This window comes from Fibrobacter sp. UWB2 (assembly GCF_002210425.1).
GTDB classification, from domain to species: Bacteria; Fibrobacterota; Fibrobacteria; order Fibrobacterales; family Fibrobacteraceae; genus Fibrobacter; species Fibrobacter elongatus.
Genome location: NZ_MWQK01000003.1, coordinates 301,826 through 319,416, shown reverse-complemented (window position 1 = coordinate 319,416; position 17,591 = coordinate 301,826). Strand labels below are relative to the sequence as shown.

Genomic DNA, 17,591 nt, shown 5'->3' with positions numbered 1-17,591 from the left:
GTGTCAAATTTATTTCAGCAATTCTTCGGGGACGCATTCGGCCATCGCTTCGTACGCCTTGGCGCTCGGGTGCAAGTGATCGCCCGAGTCGAATCCGGCTGCGAATGCTTTCGGATCGTCGTGACCGCGTACAGCCTTGTCGAAGTCTACGCAACCGTCGAAATCCGGTGCGGTGCGGAGCCATTCATTGAATGCCGTGCGGATTATATCGCGATTTTCGTTGTAGGTGCGCCAACCGTAAATCGGGAGGAGCGTGCCGCTATAAATCTTGAGACCGAGTTTGCGCGCGTGCGTGATGTAGAGCGAGCGTACACCGTTGATGAGATCGTCTGCAGTGGGCATATCGCTCCACGGACGGAACTTGTTGACTTCGACGCCGACAGGGTGGATGATATCGTTGATGCCGTGTTGCACGATGACCGTGCGGGCACCTGCGACATTCATTTCAATCGGGAAGCGCGTAGCGCCTTTGAGACCGTAAGCGGCGTAGGTGATGCAACTGTATTCGCGGAGAATGCGTGTGCCGCTCACAGCGCGACGAATGATGGCAACGTTGTTGAAACCTTCTCGTGCGCAACGGAGCGTGAGGTAGTCGGGCCAATCTTGTGCCGTGATGGAATCGCCAAAACAGACAAGTGCGAAGTTCTTTTCTTCAGTGAAAATGTCAATCGTGTTGAGAAAATAAATCCAGTTTGTTTTGCGCGTGAGGTCATCGGGGAGTGTGGCCGACTTTGCAAAATTGCCGTAGCTGTACTTGCCGCCAGAAAGCGGGCCCGTGATAGCTGTGCCGGCGTTCATTTGTGTGAAATCTGCAAAGTAAAGGCTCACATCGAATGATTCGCCTGCAGTCACGTCAAATGGGATCTCGTCACTCAGAATTTCTTCGCCTGCGGGGATGGTGGCAGAAGTTTGCCCGCCGAAAGTAATTGCGCGTGGAGAATATGCTTGAGTGTTTGCGGATGTAGCTGAAGACTGCGCAGCGTCTAGGGATTGCACGGACTTTGCGACGTATGCTTCGCTAATTTGTACGGAGTTTGTGCCCGTGAGGTTAGAAAAATGGAAACGCAACTTGCTCCCTGAAAAGCAGGCGCGAATCGGATAGCGGAGTGTCAAGTCTTTAGCGTAAGTAGCTTCTTTGCGATCGGTGATGGATGTGGCGTTGCCCCAGCATGCGACCCATTTTGAAAATTTTTCTGGCATATTCCAAATTATAGTAAATAGCAGTGCATCATAGTTTTATGAAAAAATTTTTTCGTTGCAGAACGTAAAAAACATTTATCCAGATTCGAAGCCGATTTGTTGGTCTCGCAAAATTGAATGTGCTAGTTTGAGAGAAAACAAGGAGGACATCATGAAAAACAAATTCCTTTTAATCGCAGTAGTAGCAAGTGCCCTGTTCTGCATGAACTGTGGCGAAGAAAACAAAACAGAAGAAACAGAAAAAACAAAAGTCGAAAAGTCAAAAGATGACAAAGGCGACGAACTTTCTCGCGCTGGTGAATCAGAAGTTGCCTTGACAACTACGATGGTTGTTGACGGGTCTAGATTGTCTGAATCTAGTCGCAGAGAAAAGTCAATGGTAAAGGCCGAGCGAAAAGCTCCTGCAGACGGTGCGCTGAAGTTGTTGGCTGCATCATCGAAGCCCTCGACATATTCGACGGATGCTAAGTACGCTAAGGATATAGATAAAGTTCTTAAAAAGGTAGAAGGTATACGCACGACCGGAAAAGCAACTCTCGGTGGCCGCCGCGGAAAAGTCGCCGCTGGGTTTAACGAAGGTGTTGCAGGCTCTGGCGGAATCGGTGATGCATTGGCCGGGCTGATGGGTGGAAGCGCCTCAATGCTTTCGGACTCACGAAGTTCTGTTCGAAGAACGTCGGTCAAGGCTAAGTCTATATCGATGGCTAGTTCTAAACTTGCCAAGGCTTCGAGTAGCGAAGTTTATCTGATGTCAGATAGCGAAGACCGTGGCGAGTTGCGCGATTACGAGCCCGCTTCTAGAAAATCTAGAAGACGCTATGGCGATTCCAATGAACGCAGGTCGGGACTCCTCACCGCTGGCGAGTGGAACGATTTGGAACATTGGTATTTCTGGGACGATATCATCAATGACGATAACTTCAGCGACAAAACCGATTACTGGCAGTTCTTCCCGAAGAAACTTGTGGCTGTCAAAGTGGTAGACCAAAATGGCAAAGGCGCTGCAAACGTTTCCGTCATTCTCCTCAATGGCAAAAAGGTTGAATTTGTTACAAAGACAGATAATACCGGGCGTGCCTATTGTTGGATTGGCCTGATGGATGGCGAGTTCGATGAAGTCAGGGCTAGGGATCTCACGTTGATTGTCGATGGCTCGCTCATCAAGGAACAAATTCAGGTTACGTCTAAAGGCGATGAACGACTCAACATGAACGTTGTTATGCACAAGAACGTGAAGCGCCCCAAAGCCAGTGCCGATGTTGCGTTTATCGTAGATGCCACAGGTTCAATGAGAGACGAGATTAAGTTCCTCAAATCGGACCTCAGCTATATCATTGACCATGCAAGCTCGGAAAGCAATATCCCGTTGCGCACGGCTGCCGTGTTCTACCGCGACAAGGGCGATGATTACCTCACTCGACATCATGACTTCTCCAAGAATGTGTCCGTGATTCAGGATTACGTCGCTGAACAGGATGCTGATGATGGCGGCGATTACCCCGAAGCTGTGCACTCTGCGCTTGAAACTGCGCTGAAGAAGCTTTCTTGGGATGAGTCGGCCCGTGCGCGCGTTGCATTCCTCATTCTCGATGCGCCTGCGCACCATGAAGATCAGGTTATTGAAAGTCTCCAAAAGTCCATCACGCTTTTTGCCTTAAATGGCATCAAATTGATCCCTGTGGCGGCAAGCGGTGTTGACAAGGATACTGAATTTATGCTGAGATTCTTTGACCTTGCAACGGGCGGCACGTATGTGTTCCTCACTGATGATAGCGGCATTGGAAATTCTCACATCAAGGCGACGGTGGGTGACCACAAGGTGGAACGACTCGCTAACTTGATGGTAAGACTGATTAAGAAATATGTAGAGTAAATGATAGGCGAGATTCCGCGAGAGGTTCGTATGCAAAAAGTGTAACAAGATTCGCGCCGGGTTTGCTCGCGAGATGCGCCGGCACTAGGTACAACATTTCATTCTCTGGCTTTGGAGGGAGCCGGAGAATTTTTTTGTTGATTTTTCACCAGAAACTATGGTTACGTTTTTTAAACGATGCTTGTTCTCTATGTTTTTTAATGTATTTTTTGAAAAAAGGAAGAAATTATGGTGGACTCAGATATTTGGAATGAAATAGTCGATTTGTTTCATGAAAACCAATCTAAAGATGAAAGAATTATCCAAAATGATTGGGAGAAAATGATTCTTCGTAAATATTTGGGTTTTGATAAATCTGATATTGATTCGCAACGTCGTCTTAGAATAGGTTCGACGGATAAAAAGATTGATGTCATGTTAAAAAAGAATGGTGAAGAATTTTGTGTTATAGAATTAAAACAGCATAGCCATTCAAGAAATAATGGTGGACAGGCGCAATTGTTCTCGTATTTAAATCAACTAAAAAAAATTAGGTTGGGAATTCTTGTTTGTGATAAGCTGTATGTTTATGCCTTTGATTATAAATTAGATGATTGCGAACAGGCTTTTGTAGAAATTCCTTTTGAAGAAGACAACGAAAATGGTCTAGCTTTCGTTCATTTCTTTCAAAAGCAAGAAATGGATTTGGACAAAATTGTTGATTGGGTGAATGAAAAACATAGGGAAAGATTAGATATTGAAAAACGAAGGGAAAAAGAAAGAGAAACTGTTGAAAAAATAAAATCCGAAATCACAGGGGATTTAATAAAAAATTTGCTCAGAGACTATTTTGTACGTAAATTTGGTTGTGCTAATTCTTTTTTTGAACAGGCTTATAGAGAATATTCTGGGACGGATAATCCTCCACCTCCGAATGACTTCGATTTCGATGATTCTCCCACACCTCGACAAACAACGGGTCTAAAAGTTGTTCTTTCCAAAGGACAAATTATACAAGAATCCAAAGCGAATGATACGTTATGCAAGGCTGTTAGGTATGCTGTAGATTTGTATGGCAGCAGTAATGTGCTTGAAGTTATGCGAGATAATAATATTATTTGCGATGGGGAATGCTTATTGAAAAAAGGCCGTCACAAAAAATATCCTGGTCAATCGCATCCTATTGGTAATGGATATTTTGTTAACTGTCATATGAATAATGATACGAAAAAAGATAAGTTGGTTAGATTGGGTAATGCTTTAGGGCTCCATTGGATGGTGAGTGTAGTGTGATTTTCCCTCGCCTTCATTTTTATATTTACAAAACAATCTAACCTCCTCTCTACCTAGCGTTTTTATATGGCTATCAAGAAGAATGAACTCTACTCTTCTCTCTGGGAATCTTGTGACAAACTGCGCGGCGGCATGGACGCAAGCCAGTACAAGGACTACATTCTGACGCTCCTTTTTGTGAAGTACGTGACCGACAAGTTCAAGGGTCAGAAGTACGCCGATATCAACGTCCCGGCAGGCGGTAGTTTTGACGACCTCGTCGCGCTCAAGAACAACAAGGACATTGGCGAAAAGATGGACAAGGCCATCGCGAAACTCGCCGAAGCTAACAACTTGACAGGCGTCATCGACAACGCAAAGTTCTTCGACAATTCTAAATTCGGCAACGGCAAGGACATGGTCGATACCTTGACCGGCCTCGTGTCTATCTTTGAACGCCCAGAATTCAATTTCAGCAACAACAAGGCCGGCGGCGACGACATCCTCGGCGACGCCTACGAATACCTGATGCGCAACTTCGCCACCGAAAGCGGCAAGAGCAAGGGGCAGTTCTACACCCCGGCAGAAGTGAGCCGCATCTTGGCGAAAGTCATCGGCCTTGGGGCCATCAAGAATCGCAACACAACCATTTACGACCCTGCATGCGGTTCGGGTTCGCTCCTCATTCGTGCTGCCGACGAGGCTCCTTTCGATATCGCCATTTACGGCCAGGAAAAAGAAACGACAACGGCAGGCCTTGCAAAAATGAACCTGGTTCTCCACAACAAGGCAAGTGGCGAAATCAAGTCGGGCAACACGTTCTCGAACCCGCAATATTTGGATAACGGTGCGTTGAAACGTTTCGACTTTGTGGTCGCGAATCCTCCGTTCTCTCTCAAGAACTGGACCGACGGCTTGCAGGAATTTGGCCGCTTCGACGGCTATGACGATCGCCCGCCCGAAAAGAACGGCGACTACGCTTGGCTTTTGCACATCCTCAAGTCGCTCAAGCCCACCGGCAAGGCGGCAGTGATTTTGCCCCACGGCGTGCTTTTCCGTGGCAACGCCGAAGAATCCCTCCGCAAGAACATCATCGATCGCGGCTACATCAAGGGCATTATCGGGCTCCCTGCGAACCTTTTCTATGGCACGGGCATTCCCGCCTGCATCATCGTGATGGATAAGGAAGACGCAGCCGAACGCCAAGGGAATAACGGCGGCATATTCATGATTGATGCTAGCCACGACTTTGTGAAAGACGGCCCCAAGAACCGCCTGCGCGAACGCGACATCCACAAGATTGTGCAGACTTTCGTGAACCGCATCGAAGACGACCCCAAGTACGCGCGCTTTGTCCCGATGGAAGAAATCAAGGTCAAGAACGGCTACAACCTGAACATCCCGCGTTACATCGACAGTGGTGACGCCGAAGACGAGCAGTCCATCGACGCCCATCTGAATGGCGGCATCCCCGCAGGCGACGTGGATTCCTTAAAACGCTACTGGGATATTTTCCCGGGCCTCAAGAGCAAACTCTTCAAGAAATTCCGTGCGGGCTATTACCAGCTCAAGGTAGAAAAAGACGAAATCCGTGGCGCAATCTTCAACGACGAAGAATTCAAGGCTTACGCCGAACAGATTGACAACGCCTTTGACGCATGGCTCAAGAAGTCTTCCAAGAAGTTGATGAACATCGACGGCTCGGTAGATGTGAAGAAGTTTATCATAGAACTCTCGGAATCGCTGATAGACGAATTCCGCCACATTGAACTCGTGGACTTTTACGACGTTTACCAGGTGCTGCTCGCCTACTGGCAAGAGACCATGAGCGACGACGTTTTCGTGCTCAAGTACGACGGCTACATGGCCGGTGCCGAAATCGTGAAACTCTTCAAGAAAGAATCCAAGAAGGACGACGGCAAGAAAAAGGCCGAGCCCAAGGAAATCGGCTGGGAAGGCAAACTCTTGCCCAAGACCGTCATCGAACGCGTTTACTTTGCCAAGGAACAGGCCGAAATCGAGCGTGCCGAGCAAGTTGTCGCCGAAAGCGAATCCAGGCTCGAAGAATTCGTGGAAGAAAACAGCGGCGAAGGCAGCGTGCTGGCCGACTATGCCAAGGAAGAAAGCGAAGACCTGGACGCAAAGAAAATTGCCGCCAAGCTGAAGGAACTGAAAAAGCAAAAGGCAAGCAACAAGAGCGAAGAATACGAAGTGCTCGCCAAATATACCGAACTTGCCACCACCACGAAAAATCAGACAGGCATTGTCAAGGAACTGAACAAGGCGCTGGACGAATCCGTCAAGAACAAGTATGCCGAACTCACCGAAAAAGAAATCAAGGACCTGCTCGTAAAACAGAAGTGGAGCTTTGACATCTTTGAAGGAATCAAGAGCCTCTACGACACCACCAGCCACAAAATTGCAACCCGCGTGACCGAACTCGCCGACCGCTACGAAAACACGCTCCCCGACCTAGAAACAACCGTCACCGACTACGAAACCAAGGTCAAGAACCACCTCAAAGAAATGGGATTTGAGGTATGATCAAGACAAGAGACGAAAGATTGTCATCCTGGAGCGAAGCGATAGGATCCACTCGTGTCATCCTGAGCGGAGCGTAACGGAGTCGAAGGATCTAGGGCTTAATTTATGAAAGAAACGAAATTCAAACAGACCGAAGTCGGGATGATACCGAGCGATTGGGAAGTGAAAACATTGGGGGAATTATTTGACTTTTCTGCAGGTGGAGATTTACAAAAGGAAAGCTTTTCAGAATACCCATCAGGAACAATAAAATGGCCGATATATTCAAATTCATTGGAAAATAAAGGCTTATATGGATATACGTCTAATCCGCGTTATAGAGCCAATTGTGTCACCATAACGGGACGCGGTTCACTTGGGCATGCGGAATATAGACGAGAAGCTTTTGACGCTATTGTGAGATTGCTGGTTCTTTCTCCAAAGCAACATGTTGATTGTTATTTCGTATCAGAGACAATTAATTTTAGGGTTCCATTTGTATTTGAAAGTACTGGTGTTCCGCAGTTAACAGCGCCACAAGCTGTAAAATCAAAAATTCCACTTCCACCCACAATTGAAGAACAACAACGCATTGCAAACGCCCTCTCCGACGTTGACACCCTAATCGCGAACTTAGAAAAACTCATCGCCAAAAAGAAAAACATCAAACAAGGCGCAATGCAACAACTCCTCACCGGCAAGAAACGCCTCCCCGGATTCGCCCCCGCCAAACCCACCTACAAACAAACCGAAATCGGTCAAATTCCTACCGATTGGGAAGTGAAAAAAATAGGTGATTTTACAAAGCTACAAGCAGGAGGAACTCCTTCAACCTTATGTGATGATTTTTGGGGTGGAAATATTAGGTGGATGAATTCAGGAGAACTAAATAACAAAAGAATTTATGACGTGTCAGGTAGAATAACTGAACTTGGTCTAAATAGTTCTAGCACACATTTAATTCCTCCAAATTGTGTATTGGTTGGTTTAGCTGGTCAAGGGAAAACAAGAGGCACAGCCGCTATTAACTATGTTGAATTGTGTACAAACCAATCCATTGCGGCAATGTTCCCTTCAAAAACGCATAATAGTGAATATCTTTATCATAATATTGATAGTAGGTATGAAGAATTACGAGAATTGTCTTCTGGCGATGGTGGCCGTGGAGGCTTGAATTTAAAGATTCTCGCAAATCTATTTATTGCATTGCCATCAAAAGAAGAACAAACCGCCATCGCAAACGTCCTCAGCGACATGGACGCCGAAATCTCGGCCCTCGAAACCAAACTCGCAAAATACCGCACCCTCAAAACCGGCATGATGCAACAATTATTAACAGGAAAAATTAGACTTTTATAAGGGAGATATCTTTATGCATAGACAAGAAAATGGATCTGAAATCTGGAATGTTGAGCCTTGTTGTTTTGAACAAGACCATATAAAGAATGTTCAAGATAAATTGGTAAAGCGAATAAACGAGTCTTTTGAAGAATATTGTAAAGGCAATTTGCAGGAAATGATAGAAAAGTTAGATTCTGTTAAATTTTCGCTTAGAGATATTGCGTCCCATACAGTAGAAAATGCTAAGAATGTCTATGAGGCTGAAGCCCCATTATACAATGACATTTTTACTAAAGAACGTATGGAAGAAGAATCTTTTGATCGAAACACCTTCAAAAAAACGACATTGAAAAACAAGTGCCCTATTATACGACAAACATTACAGTCAAAGCAAAAAGGGCTAAAAAAGTTCAAGATAAAGTTCAATGAAGCTGACTGTAAAGAACTTTGGGAGAAAGTAAATAATATCGTAAATTTTGCTTTTGATTACAAAGGCGAAGAAAATGAAAGTAAGTATTTGAACATTTCTTCTTATGAAGATGTTGGTCTTGGCAGGCTTGATTCCGATGATTGTTCATTGTCCGGAGTTATTGGAGGCGGAATAAAAAGTCTAATCGCTTATATGCGTAACCCGCAGTGGTTCCCGAGTAGGAGCCGTAATGCGATTTGGGCCCTTTATTTTCTGACCGATAAAGATTCTTTTGGATGCCGAATGGATTCAGAATTTATAATGGTTAACATTCAAGAGAACCAGATTTCTCAAAATTACTTTTACCCATATTCTCTTTTCTCGTATTACGCACTGGTAACATACAAAATACTAAAGGAAAATTTCAATGCGTTGGGAATAGAACTAGATCAAAAATACAGGTATGCCTATGTAGATTCTTTCTTTGAATATATTGCAAAAAGGAATGAATATGATATTACGACGTTGCAATCAAGATTGAGCGAGGATTATGTATGATTTCTTATGAACAAATTCAGGAAAACTTTTCAAGGAATTTTCCTAATCAAAAATATTCCCTCTCAGATATTCAAAAAAAGTGTATAAAAAAAGTAGTGGAGGGCACGAGCACACTTTGCATAATGCCCACAGGAGGCGGAAAATCCTCTGTTTATTGGGAATCTGCAATGGAATTGGGAGGCTGTGCAATAGTAATTTTCCCGTTGATTGCTCTAATTGAAGAACAAAAAAGTAAGTTGGAGAAAGAAGGTGTTGAAGTTTTGGCATTGCATAGCGGTGTGAAAAATCAAATGCAGTTAATGCTAGACTTCGCACACAAAAAAATTAATCCTAGATTCATATTCGCAAGTCCCGAAAAGTTGGCATGCGATGGTTTGCTTGAATATTGCATAAAGCAACGAAAGGACGATATTCATTTAGTTGTGATAGATGAAGTTCATTGCGTGAGCCAATGGGGAGATAACTTTAGACCATTCTACAAGCGAATCCCAAATTTCCTTAATGATGTTTTTGGAGAGAAATGGCCTAAAATATTAGCCATGACGGCTACTTTAAATGCATATGAAATAAAAGATATTTGTGATTCCTTTAAAGTTTCCAAAAACAATATTTGTAAGGATAGAATTCTCTTTAGGCCAAACATCCACTTAGTCAAGGAAAAAATCTCCGATGAAAATACAAAGACCGAAAAACTATGGAGATTATTGTCTAGGCATAAGGGAGAAAAAACACTTGTATATGTGTATCGAAAATACTTCAAGAGAGGCGTTGTGGAACTTTCAGAGGACGCCATTGCTCATGGATTTAAGGCTACTGCATTCCATGGTGATATGGATGCACAAACAAGAATGGATATTGTTGAAAAATTCAAAAATAATGATATTGATGTTGTGTTTGCGACAAATGCGTTTGGAATGGGAATAGATATCCCTGATATAAGGGTAGTTATCCACTTCATGATACCGGAATCTCTAGAGCAGTACTATCAGGAAGTTGGTCGTTCTGCGAGAGATGGCAAAGATGCAAATGCCTATTTGCTTTATTCGGCAAAAAATATTGATATCAGAAGAAATTTTTTCATCAAGAACTCGTACCCAACACCGGATGAGTTGACAAAATGCTACAAGACGATATCGGATACAAATGGAGATTACGTTCCTTTAAATTTCCAAGATGATGAACTTTTAACAAGTTGTTTCCCGTATTTTATTGAAGCTGGTTTAATTGAATATGTATGCAAAGGTTTTTCTTCGTTCAGCGGATTAAAACAAATAAGTAATCCTGAATTAATGGCTATATACAAGAGTACTAGTACGCAAAATTTTGTTTTTACACTTTTTAAAAATAAGGATCTAACCCCCAAAAAACTCACTGAATTAGTGTATTCAAGCATTGTAAATGGACAAGCAAGTATAGGCAATACCATTGATAAATGTATCATTGTCAAAAAAAATAAGGATACCATTGAACAATCGGATTTGGATATAATCGCAGAATCAATAGAGAAAAAAATCAATTATAGAAACGGCTTGTTAGACCTGCTATTATTGATCTTAGAAAAATGCTCAAAATCTAACCAAATACATCAGGAAATTGGCAAATATTTGGGAATGAATAAGTTTGATTTGCCTTTGGTATATACAACAAAAAATGGGATTCCGGTTCGCAGCATGTCGGAAGTCTTGATTGCAAATATGTTGTATGATGCAGGTATTCATTTTAATTACGAAGAGGAATTACACTATTCTGGCAAGCAAGCCATTATTCCTGACTTTACCATTAGGTGTGCACATGATAAAATTTTGTGCTGGGAACATGTTGGTATGTTGGGCGTTGAAGAATATGACGAAAATTGGGATAAGAAAACCAAAATTTATGATGAATTATCCCCGAACATCATTCTTGAAAAAACATATGATGGCGGATCGTTGTCAATCGTTGCCGCTGAATTAATTGAGAAAATTAAGAAAATGATATAGAGTGCAAAAAACTGGCAAACCGTAAAATTACCTTACTCCCCTTGCCAATTTTAGGGATATTAGGTACATAACACTTAAGCGCGTCATTCCCTAGAAAGGAATGATGCGCTTTTACTTTATTTGGCTTTGCCGCTTAATCGTGCTATTTCTTTTTACCTGCGTCGTAAGCGGCTGCTTAAGTTTGGGAATTCTATGATCATGTTTACTCCAGCATCTCTTTTGTCCAGTACATTCCTAGCCTATCACGAATCAAATTCATTACGTCTTCAAAATTCAATGGATTTGTGTATTTGATTTTGTGCAAGAAGTTTTTCCAGAGTGCAAGTCTTGATTCGTCATGGGCGAATTTGGCAGAAAAAAGGTTTGCATTGGGAGTGTAATTCGTTTTCCTTGCGCGGAAAGTCGCCTTGATGGCAGATTCAAGAACCTGATTGTCAATCTTGTGATTTGTCAAAATCTGATAGACATCAAAGAAATCCTTCATCCGGCTATTGCTTTCGTCGCGGGCAATCATGGCGTGAAATTTTTCCGCAACAATTGATTCAATTGAATAGACGAAAATATTCGCTTTAGGCAAATTGTCGAGAAGTGTGGGGTATGCCATTTCTTTTACGCCAACAACCGAATCTCCGAAACCAACGTCGATGGCAACCCACTGGCGAATTGAATCCAGATTTGCTTGTATTTTCACATGAAGTCCGAGATATTCCTTGTCGTTCATGATGTCTTCAACTTGAATGGAATCGATGTCGAAAGTAATGCCATCTTCAGGACACGTTTGCGAACATATATCTGCAAACATGGAGCGGAGCAGTTCTGGCTTTGAAGGGAAATTTATGCCAAGCAAGTCCACATCCAAAGTCGGGCGTGCAATTATAGGATTCAAAGCGAACAGTAATGAACCGCCCTTCAAATAAAACGAAGACCTGTGCTTGCTTTTAGCAAGCCGATACATCAAGCGTTCATGAAAGAAGCGTATGAGAACCTGCTGGTAGTTCCCGTGCGTTTTTCTTGTCTGCTCTAACAGGCGATTCCGCACTGATTTTGCAATATCCTGAACCATCTTAAATCCCAATTTCCAAATATGTTTTCAGGGTGGCGGCGACTCTAAGTTTTTTTGCATATTCTATGAGTTTCGCGATGTTCCTGTCGGTGCGATGCAGGTATGCTTTCAGGATTTCGGCGCATACATCCAAGCCGATTTTGTTGCGGTATTTGATGGCGTCGCAGACGGAGCGTTCCAGGTCGGTAACGCGCACCTTGTGACCATGAACCTCCGCTGTCGTAGTTCCAAACTCCAGCAGATGATCTGACCAGTAGTAAAGCGTCACGGGAGGGAATTCGGGCAAAACGAGTTTGCGTTTGCGCGGGATGGCGATGCAAAATGCGGAGGGAATTTGCGTTGTCAGCTCGTAATGCTCCCATGCGGAATACATGCACAGCACGCCGCCGGGCACAAGAACATCTATGTCGAGCATGGTATCTGCCAGCGTGGCGGGCTCCGCAAACACTCCGGGGCGAAGGCGGAGCAGTTCGCCGGACTGGACTTTTTGCAAGGCTTGGTGATACTGGTAGGCGCTCATGTTTTCGCGAACCATGAAGCCTTCGGTATTGCCAATTTCTTTTCCGTCGTATTTGGGCATATCCCTAATATAATAAATTTACGGCAATTTTGCAAATATGCCGTAGAAAATTTAATACTTTCGGACACTTTTAGGCCAAAATGAGCGTTTTTGGTGAAATTCGGGCAATTCTGTCGTCGCCTTTTGTTGAATGTGCATTGCCAAGTAGTCGAAAATATATATTTTGGTAAAATTGGAATTAGACAATGGCCGAACCGAATATCAACATTCCCGAACGCAAGACGCAGGCGAAGGTAATCAAGTTCTTCAAGGACGAATTGCATTACGATTACCTGGGCAATTTGTGCGAAGTTGCGAACAAGAATATTCGCGATGACGATCTGTTTGCATTCTTGGTGGGCCAGCAGCACTATTCGGAAACGGTCGCACGCAAGGCCATCGCCAATTTGCAACATGCGGCGGGCGACCTGCAGCAGGGTTTATATTCTGCGAACAAGACGGTTTACAGTTTGCTGAAGTATTCGCACCCTGTTTCTGATGCGGATGGTGAAAATATCAGCGTCTATTACATTGATTTTGAAAATCCGGCCAACAACCATTTTGCCATTGCCGAAGAGGTGACCGTTAGCAGTTCTTTCGGTTCCAAGCGCCCGGATCTTGTCGTTTATATAAACGGCATTGCGGTTGCGGTGATTGAACTCAAGAAGAGTTCCGTTTCTGTTGCCGATGGTATTCGCCAGAACCTGACGAACCAGAAGCAGGAATTCATCGAGTCGTTCTTTACCACGATTCAGTATTGCCTGGCGGCAAACGAAAGCGAGGGTGTCCGCTACGGGACAATCGCCACGCCAGAGAAGAAGTATTTGACCTGGAAGCAAGAGGCGTTCCGCGAACGCTTGCAAGAACTTGACGACAACGATTTGATTATCGATGATAAGAGTTCGTCGTTTGACGGCGTTCTCTTCGAGAGTCTTTATTCGCTGTTCAACAAGGTCCGCTTCCTAGACTTGATTCATAACTTTATCATTTTTGATAATGGTGTAAAGAAGGTCTGCCGCTACAATCAGTATTACGCAATTCACCGCACGTACAACAGGATTACCACGCAAAAGAAGGGCGGTATTGTATGGCACACGCAGGGTTCGGGCAAATCGCTCACGATGGTCTGGCTTGCCAAGCGCCTGCTGCTGAACAATCCGAGTCGCAGAATTTTGATTGTCACTGACCGCGATGAACTTGACGACCAAATAGAGCAGTTGTTCAAGGGTGTGGAAGAAAAGATTATTCGCACCAAGAGCGGTCGTGATTTGCTGAACCGCTTGAATTCTACCGAAGGTTCTATCATTTGTTCGCTGGTTCACAAGTTTGGTCGCCGTGGCGGTGAAGTTACTGACGGCGATTACGAAAAGTTCTTGAAGGAAATCAAGGATTCGCTGCCACCGAACTTTAGCGTGAAAGGCGATTTCGTTGTATTCGTGGATGAGTGCCACCGCACACAATCGGGCAAGTTGCACAAGGCGATGACGGCTTTGATGCCTAAGGCGATTTTCGTGGGCTTTACCGGCACGCCGCTTTTGAAGAAAGACAAGAAGACGAGTCTGGAAGTTTTCGGAAGTTACATCCACACGTATAAATTCGACGAAGGTGTGCGCGACCACGTGATTCTCGACTTGCGTTACGAAGGTCGCGATGTTCCGCAAGATCTCCGCTCTCGTGAAAAGATTGATGAATGGTTTGATTTGAAAACGCGTGGCATGACGCCTGTCGCGAAGGCAAAACTGAAAGCCCGTTGGGCGAATATGCGCACGGTTTATTCGTCTTACGACCGCCTGAAAGCGATAGCAAACGACATCATCCTTGATTTTGCGAAGGATGCCCGTTTGGCCGAAGGACGCGGGAACGCCATCCTTGTTGCGGATTCCATTTTTACGGCTTGCCGCTTCTACGAAATTTTTCAGGCATTGGGTTTTAAGAAATGCGCTATCATTTCTTCTTACACGCCGAATCCGGGCGACTTGCGTACCGATACGGTTAGCCTCGATGAGGATACGGAAACTTTCAGGAAATACCAGATTTACCTGAAGATGGTCGGAGTCGAAGAAGGCGACGATACATCCCGCATCGACAAGAAGGTGGAAGCTTTTGAAAAAGAAGCCAAACGCAAGTTCGTTGAAGAACCGGCTAACATGAAACTGCTCATTGTAGTCGATAAGCTATTGACTGGTTTTGATGCTCCTCATTGCACATATCTGTATATCGACAAAAAGATGCAGGACCACGGCTTGTTCCAGGCGATTTGTCGCGTGAACCGTTTGGATGACGAAACGAAGCCCTTCGGTATCATTATCGACTACAAGGAACTTTTCGACGATGTGACCGACAGTATGAACAAATACACATCGGGTGCATTCGAAGGCTACGACGACAGCGACGTCGATGGTTTGATTAAGGACCGTGCGACTGAAGCCGAGAGATATTTCAACAAGATTCTTGAAGAAATTGAGACGCTTTGTGAAGACGTGAAGCTACCTAAGGATCAGTCGGACTACATTCACTTTTTCTGTGGCGAAAATATCAGTTGGTTGAACAATCCGGAAGAATTTGAGGCACTTGCCCGCCTGCGTGAACGATTCTATTCGTTGGCGAGTAGTTTGGCGCGCGCGTTTGCCGAGTTGAAATCGCAGATTTTGTCGTTGCCCTATACCGAAGCCGAATGGAACGAAAAAGAAAAGCGTACCAATGATTACGTGAATTTGCGTCAGGTGATTATGCAGGCGAGTGGCGACTTTGTTGATTTGAAAGCTTGTGAACCCGACATGCGCCACCTTATTGACAATTACATTGCCGCTGGCGATTCGACAAAGATTATTGAATTTGACGACACGACCTTGCTGGATATTATTGAACTTTGCAAGTTTGATTTGACTGCTGGCAAGAAGAAGGTTCGCGAAAGCGCTGCCGAAAAAATCGAAAATAACATCCGCCGTAAAATCGTTGACCAGATAAATGTCAACCCTGCGTACTACAACAAAATGTCAGAGATTCTTGACCAGTTGATAGAAGAGCGCAAGAACGGCTTGATTGAATACAAGAAGTTGCTGGAACGCTATATTGAGCTTGCCAAGAAGGTGAATTCCTCGGCTGCAAGCGAAGATTATCCGGTCTCCGTCAAGGGAAGTGCCGCAAAGCGTGCAATTTACGATAACTGTGGAAATGATGAGAAATTGACGAATGCAATTTACAACGCCGTCATGAGTAGCATGCAGGCCGATTTCCGCAACAGCCCGGTGAAAATCAACAAGATTAAGCGCGCTCTTTCCGAGGTCTTGGACGATGATGCAGAAGTTGACCGCGTCTATGAACTCATCAGCAAGCAGAGTGAGTTCTAATGCGGATGCAAGTGTCGGGCATTACAGTTGCCGTTACAAAAAAAGATATCAAGAACATTCACCTCTCGGTGATGCCGCCCGATGGCGCTGTGCGAATTTCTGCACCGCTGAACCTTTCTGACGAATCCATCAAGATTTTTGTGCGCACCAAGGTTGCCTGGATTAAGCGCCAACAAGAAAAATTTGCAAATCAGGCGCGCTTGAGCGAACGTGAATATGTTTCCGGTGAATCCATATTTATTTTTGGACGCCAGTATTATTTGCGTGTAGAACATGACCGCATAAATGGATTTGTAATAGACGGGCAAAATGTGGTTCTGACTGTTCGCGAAGCAAGTACCGCACAACAGCGCGAAAACTACGTGAACGAAAAACTCCGTGAAATGCTTGTCGCCGAAATTGAAAAACGCTTGCCCGCATGGGAAAAGAAAACGCACCTAAAGTGCAACGGCTGGCAGACAAAAATTATGCAAAACAAATGGGGCAGTTGCAACCCTGTAGGGAAACTCTGGTTTAATTTGCATTTGGCGCATACGCCCATCCGCTGTCTGGATTACGTGATACTGCACGAACTCCTGCACCTGAAAGTTCGCCACCACAACAAAGACTACATCGCGCTGCTCGACAAGTACATGCCCTTCTGGCAAGAAGTCCGCAAGGAACTCAATGATTTCGTGCTCATGCCAATGAAATAGATTACCTCTTCCTCATCTTCCCGCCAGCAATCACCACCAGCAACGCGCCAGCGGCTACTCCGCCGACTTTCTTGAGGTCGCTTCAGAATTGTCGCCGTTTTGCCTTGCACTGCACGCAAAGTTTCTCGGTGTCTTCGGGCTTGTCGCAGCCGCACTTCTTGCATTTGTTCCAGAGTTTTTGGGTCATAAGCCTTTCCTCTTTCCTCGTATTTTCTGCTTGTGCATCGCCTTGAGCCTTGCCCTGTCGCTGTTAAGGGCGGCAATGTTTCGGGCGGCGCTTTCGATTTCCTGGGTGTTCATTCGTGTCGACAGGTTTTTGTAGAACTTCTTGAAATCCCTGTCGCAGATGGTGCCTTCGGGGATTCTGTCGCCGAGTTTCGCGTTGTTCCCGAATATCACGAGGTCGATGAACTTGTCCTTGAGTGCCGGGAACTTTTCACGTAAGGCCATGATATGCCCGTAATTCTGGTGGTGCGGATTCTTCATCGAGTACTTCTTTTTGCCCCAGCCCGCGATTACCGTCCATTGCTTGTCGTAGGCGCTGCCGACAATCAGCCCGATGTATGTCTTTTTTTCTACGACGAGGATGCCTTTCTCGGTCACGGCGATAATGTCGATTTGCTGTACGCCATGGCTCCCTTCCACATAGACATCCCTGAAGACTGTGCCCTTGCTGATGGCGCGGATTCTGTTTGCCGTGTGTTTCTCGCCGATGTGCCCGACAATCTGGTTCTGGAAGAACCACATGCAAAAGACGATTGCACCGAGAATGACTATAAACGTTATCATG

12 protein-coding genes are annotated in these 17,591 nt (G+C 44.8%); 8 read left to right on the top strand and 4 right to left on the bottom strand.

The features are described 5' to 3' along the window. Nucleotides 1–9 precede the first annotated feature (9 nt). Entirely contained in the window at nt 10–1,200 is a 1,191-nt protein-coding gene (locus B7982_RS07470) for an SGNH/GDSL hydrolase family protein (protein WP_088660199.1), read from the bottom strand. Between the two features lie 151 nt (nt 1,201–1,351). Between B7982_RS07470 and B7982_RS07465 the strand changes: the two genes are divergently transcribed. From B7982_RS07465 to B7982_RS07440, 6 genes are all read left to right on the top strand, one after another. After that, nucleotides 1,352–3,073, top strand: a complete 1,722-nt coding sequence (locus B7982_RS07465; RefSeq protein WP_088660317.1) for a hypothetical protein — start codon at nt 1,352–1,354, stop codon at nt 3,071–3,073. Between the two features lie 228 nt (nt 3,074–3,301). Next, complete coding sequence (locus tag B7982_RS07460; RefSeq protein ID WP_088660198.1) at nt 3,302–4,345, top strand: type I restriction enzyme HsdR N-terminal domain-containing protein; 1,044 nt, start codon at nt 3,302–3,304, stop codon at nt 4,343–4,345. A 66-nt stretch (nt 4,346–4,411) separates the two neighbouring features. Further along, a complete protein-coding gene (locus B7982_RS07455; RefSeq protein ID WP_088660197.1) occupies nt 4,412–6,868 on the top strand; it encodes a class I SAM-dependent DNA methyltransferase in 2,457 nt (818 codons plus the stop codon). A 105-nt stretch (nt 6,869–6,973) separates the two neighbouring features. Next, nucleotides 6,974–8,206, top strand: coding sequence for a restriction endonuclease subunit S (locus B7982_RS07450; RefSeq protein WP_088660196.1), 1,233 nt, complete (start codon nt 6,974–6,976; stop codon nt 8,204–8,206). A 13-nt stretch (nt 8,207–8,219) separates the two neighbouring features. Beyond that, on the top strand, nt 8,220–9,155 hold the full coding sequence (locus tag B7982_RS07445; protein WP_088660195.1) for a hypothetical protein: 936 nt from the start codon (nt 8,220–8,222) through the stop codon (nt 9,153–9,155). Further along, the gene (locus tag B7982_RS07440; protein WP_088660194.1) at nt 9,152–11,134 is read left to right on the top strand and encodes a RecQ family ATP-dependent DNA helicase; all 1,983 of its coding nucleotides are present in this window, start codon (nt 9,152–9,154) and stop codon (nt 11,132–11,134) included. The genes B7982_RS07445 and B7982_RS07440 overlap by 4 nt, the downstream gene beginning before the upstream one ends. 202 nt (nt 11,135–11,336) lie before the next feature. Here the strand turns inward: B7982_RS07440 and B7982_RS07435 are convergent, their stop codons facing one another. After that, the gene (locus B7982_RS07435; RefSeq protein ID WP_158212982.1) at nt 11,337–12,209 is read right to left on the bottom strand and encodes a nucleotidyl transferase AbiEii/AbiGii toxin family protein; all 873 of its coding nucleotides are present in this window, start codon (nt 12,207–12,209) and stop codon (nt 11,337–11,339) included. Next, nucleotides 12,199–12,777, bottom strand: coding sequence for a hypothetical protein (locus tag B7982_RS07430; protein ID WP_198953242.1), 579 nt, complete (start codon nt 12,775–12,777; stop codon nt 12,199–12,201). The genes B7982_RS07435 and B7982_RS07430 overlap by 11 nt, the downstream gene beginning before the upstream one ends. Before the next feature lie 185 nt (nt 12,778–12,962). Between B7982_RS07430 and B7982_RS07425 the strand changes: the two genes are divergently transcribed. After that, nucleotides 12,963–16,106: a type I restriction endonuclease subunit R gene (locus B7982_RS07425; protein ID WP_088660192.1), complete on the top strand. Its 3,144-nt coding sequence runs from the start codon at nt 12,963–12,965 to the stop codon at nt 16,104–16,106. Continuing rightward, nucleotides 16,106–16,801 (top strand): M48 family metallopeptidase, encoded by a 696-nt coding sequence (locus tag B7982_RS07420; protein WP_088660191.1) that lies wholly within the window; start codon nt 16,106–16,108, stop codon nt 16,799–16,801. The genes B7982_RS07425 and B7982_RS07420 overlap by 1 nt, the downstream gene beginning before the upstream one ends. A 183-nt stretch (nt 16,802–16,984) precedes the next feature. Here B7982_RS07420 and B7982_RS07410 read toward each other — a convergent pair whose 3' ends face one another. Continuing rightward, complete coding sequence (locus tag B7982_RS07410) at nt 16,985–17,590, bottom strand: nuclease-related domain-containing protein (RefSeq protein ID WP_088660190.1); 606 nt, start codon at nt 17,588–17,590, stop codon at nt 16,985–16,987. Between the last annotated feature and the right edge of the window lies 1 nt (nt 17,591).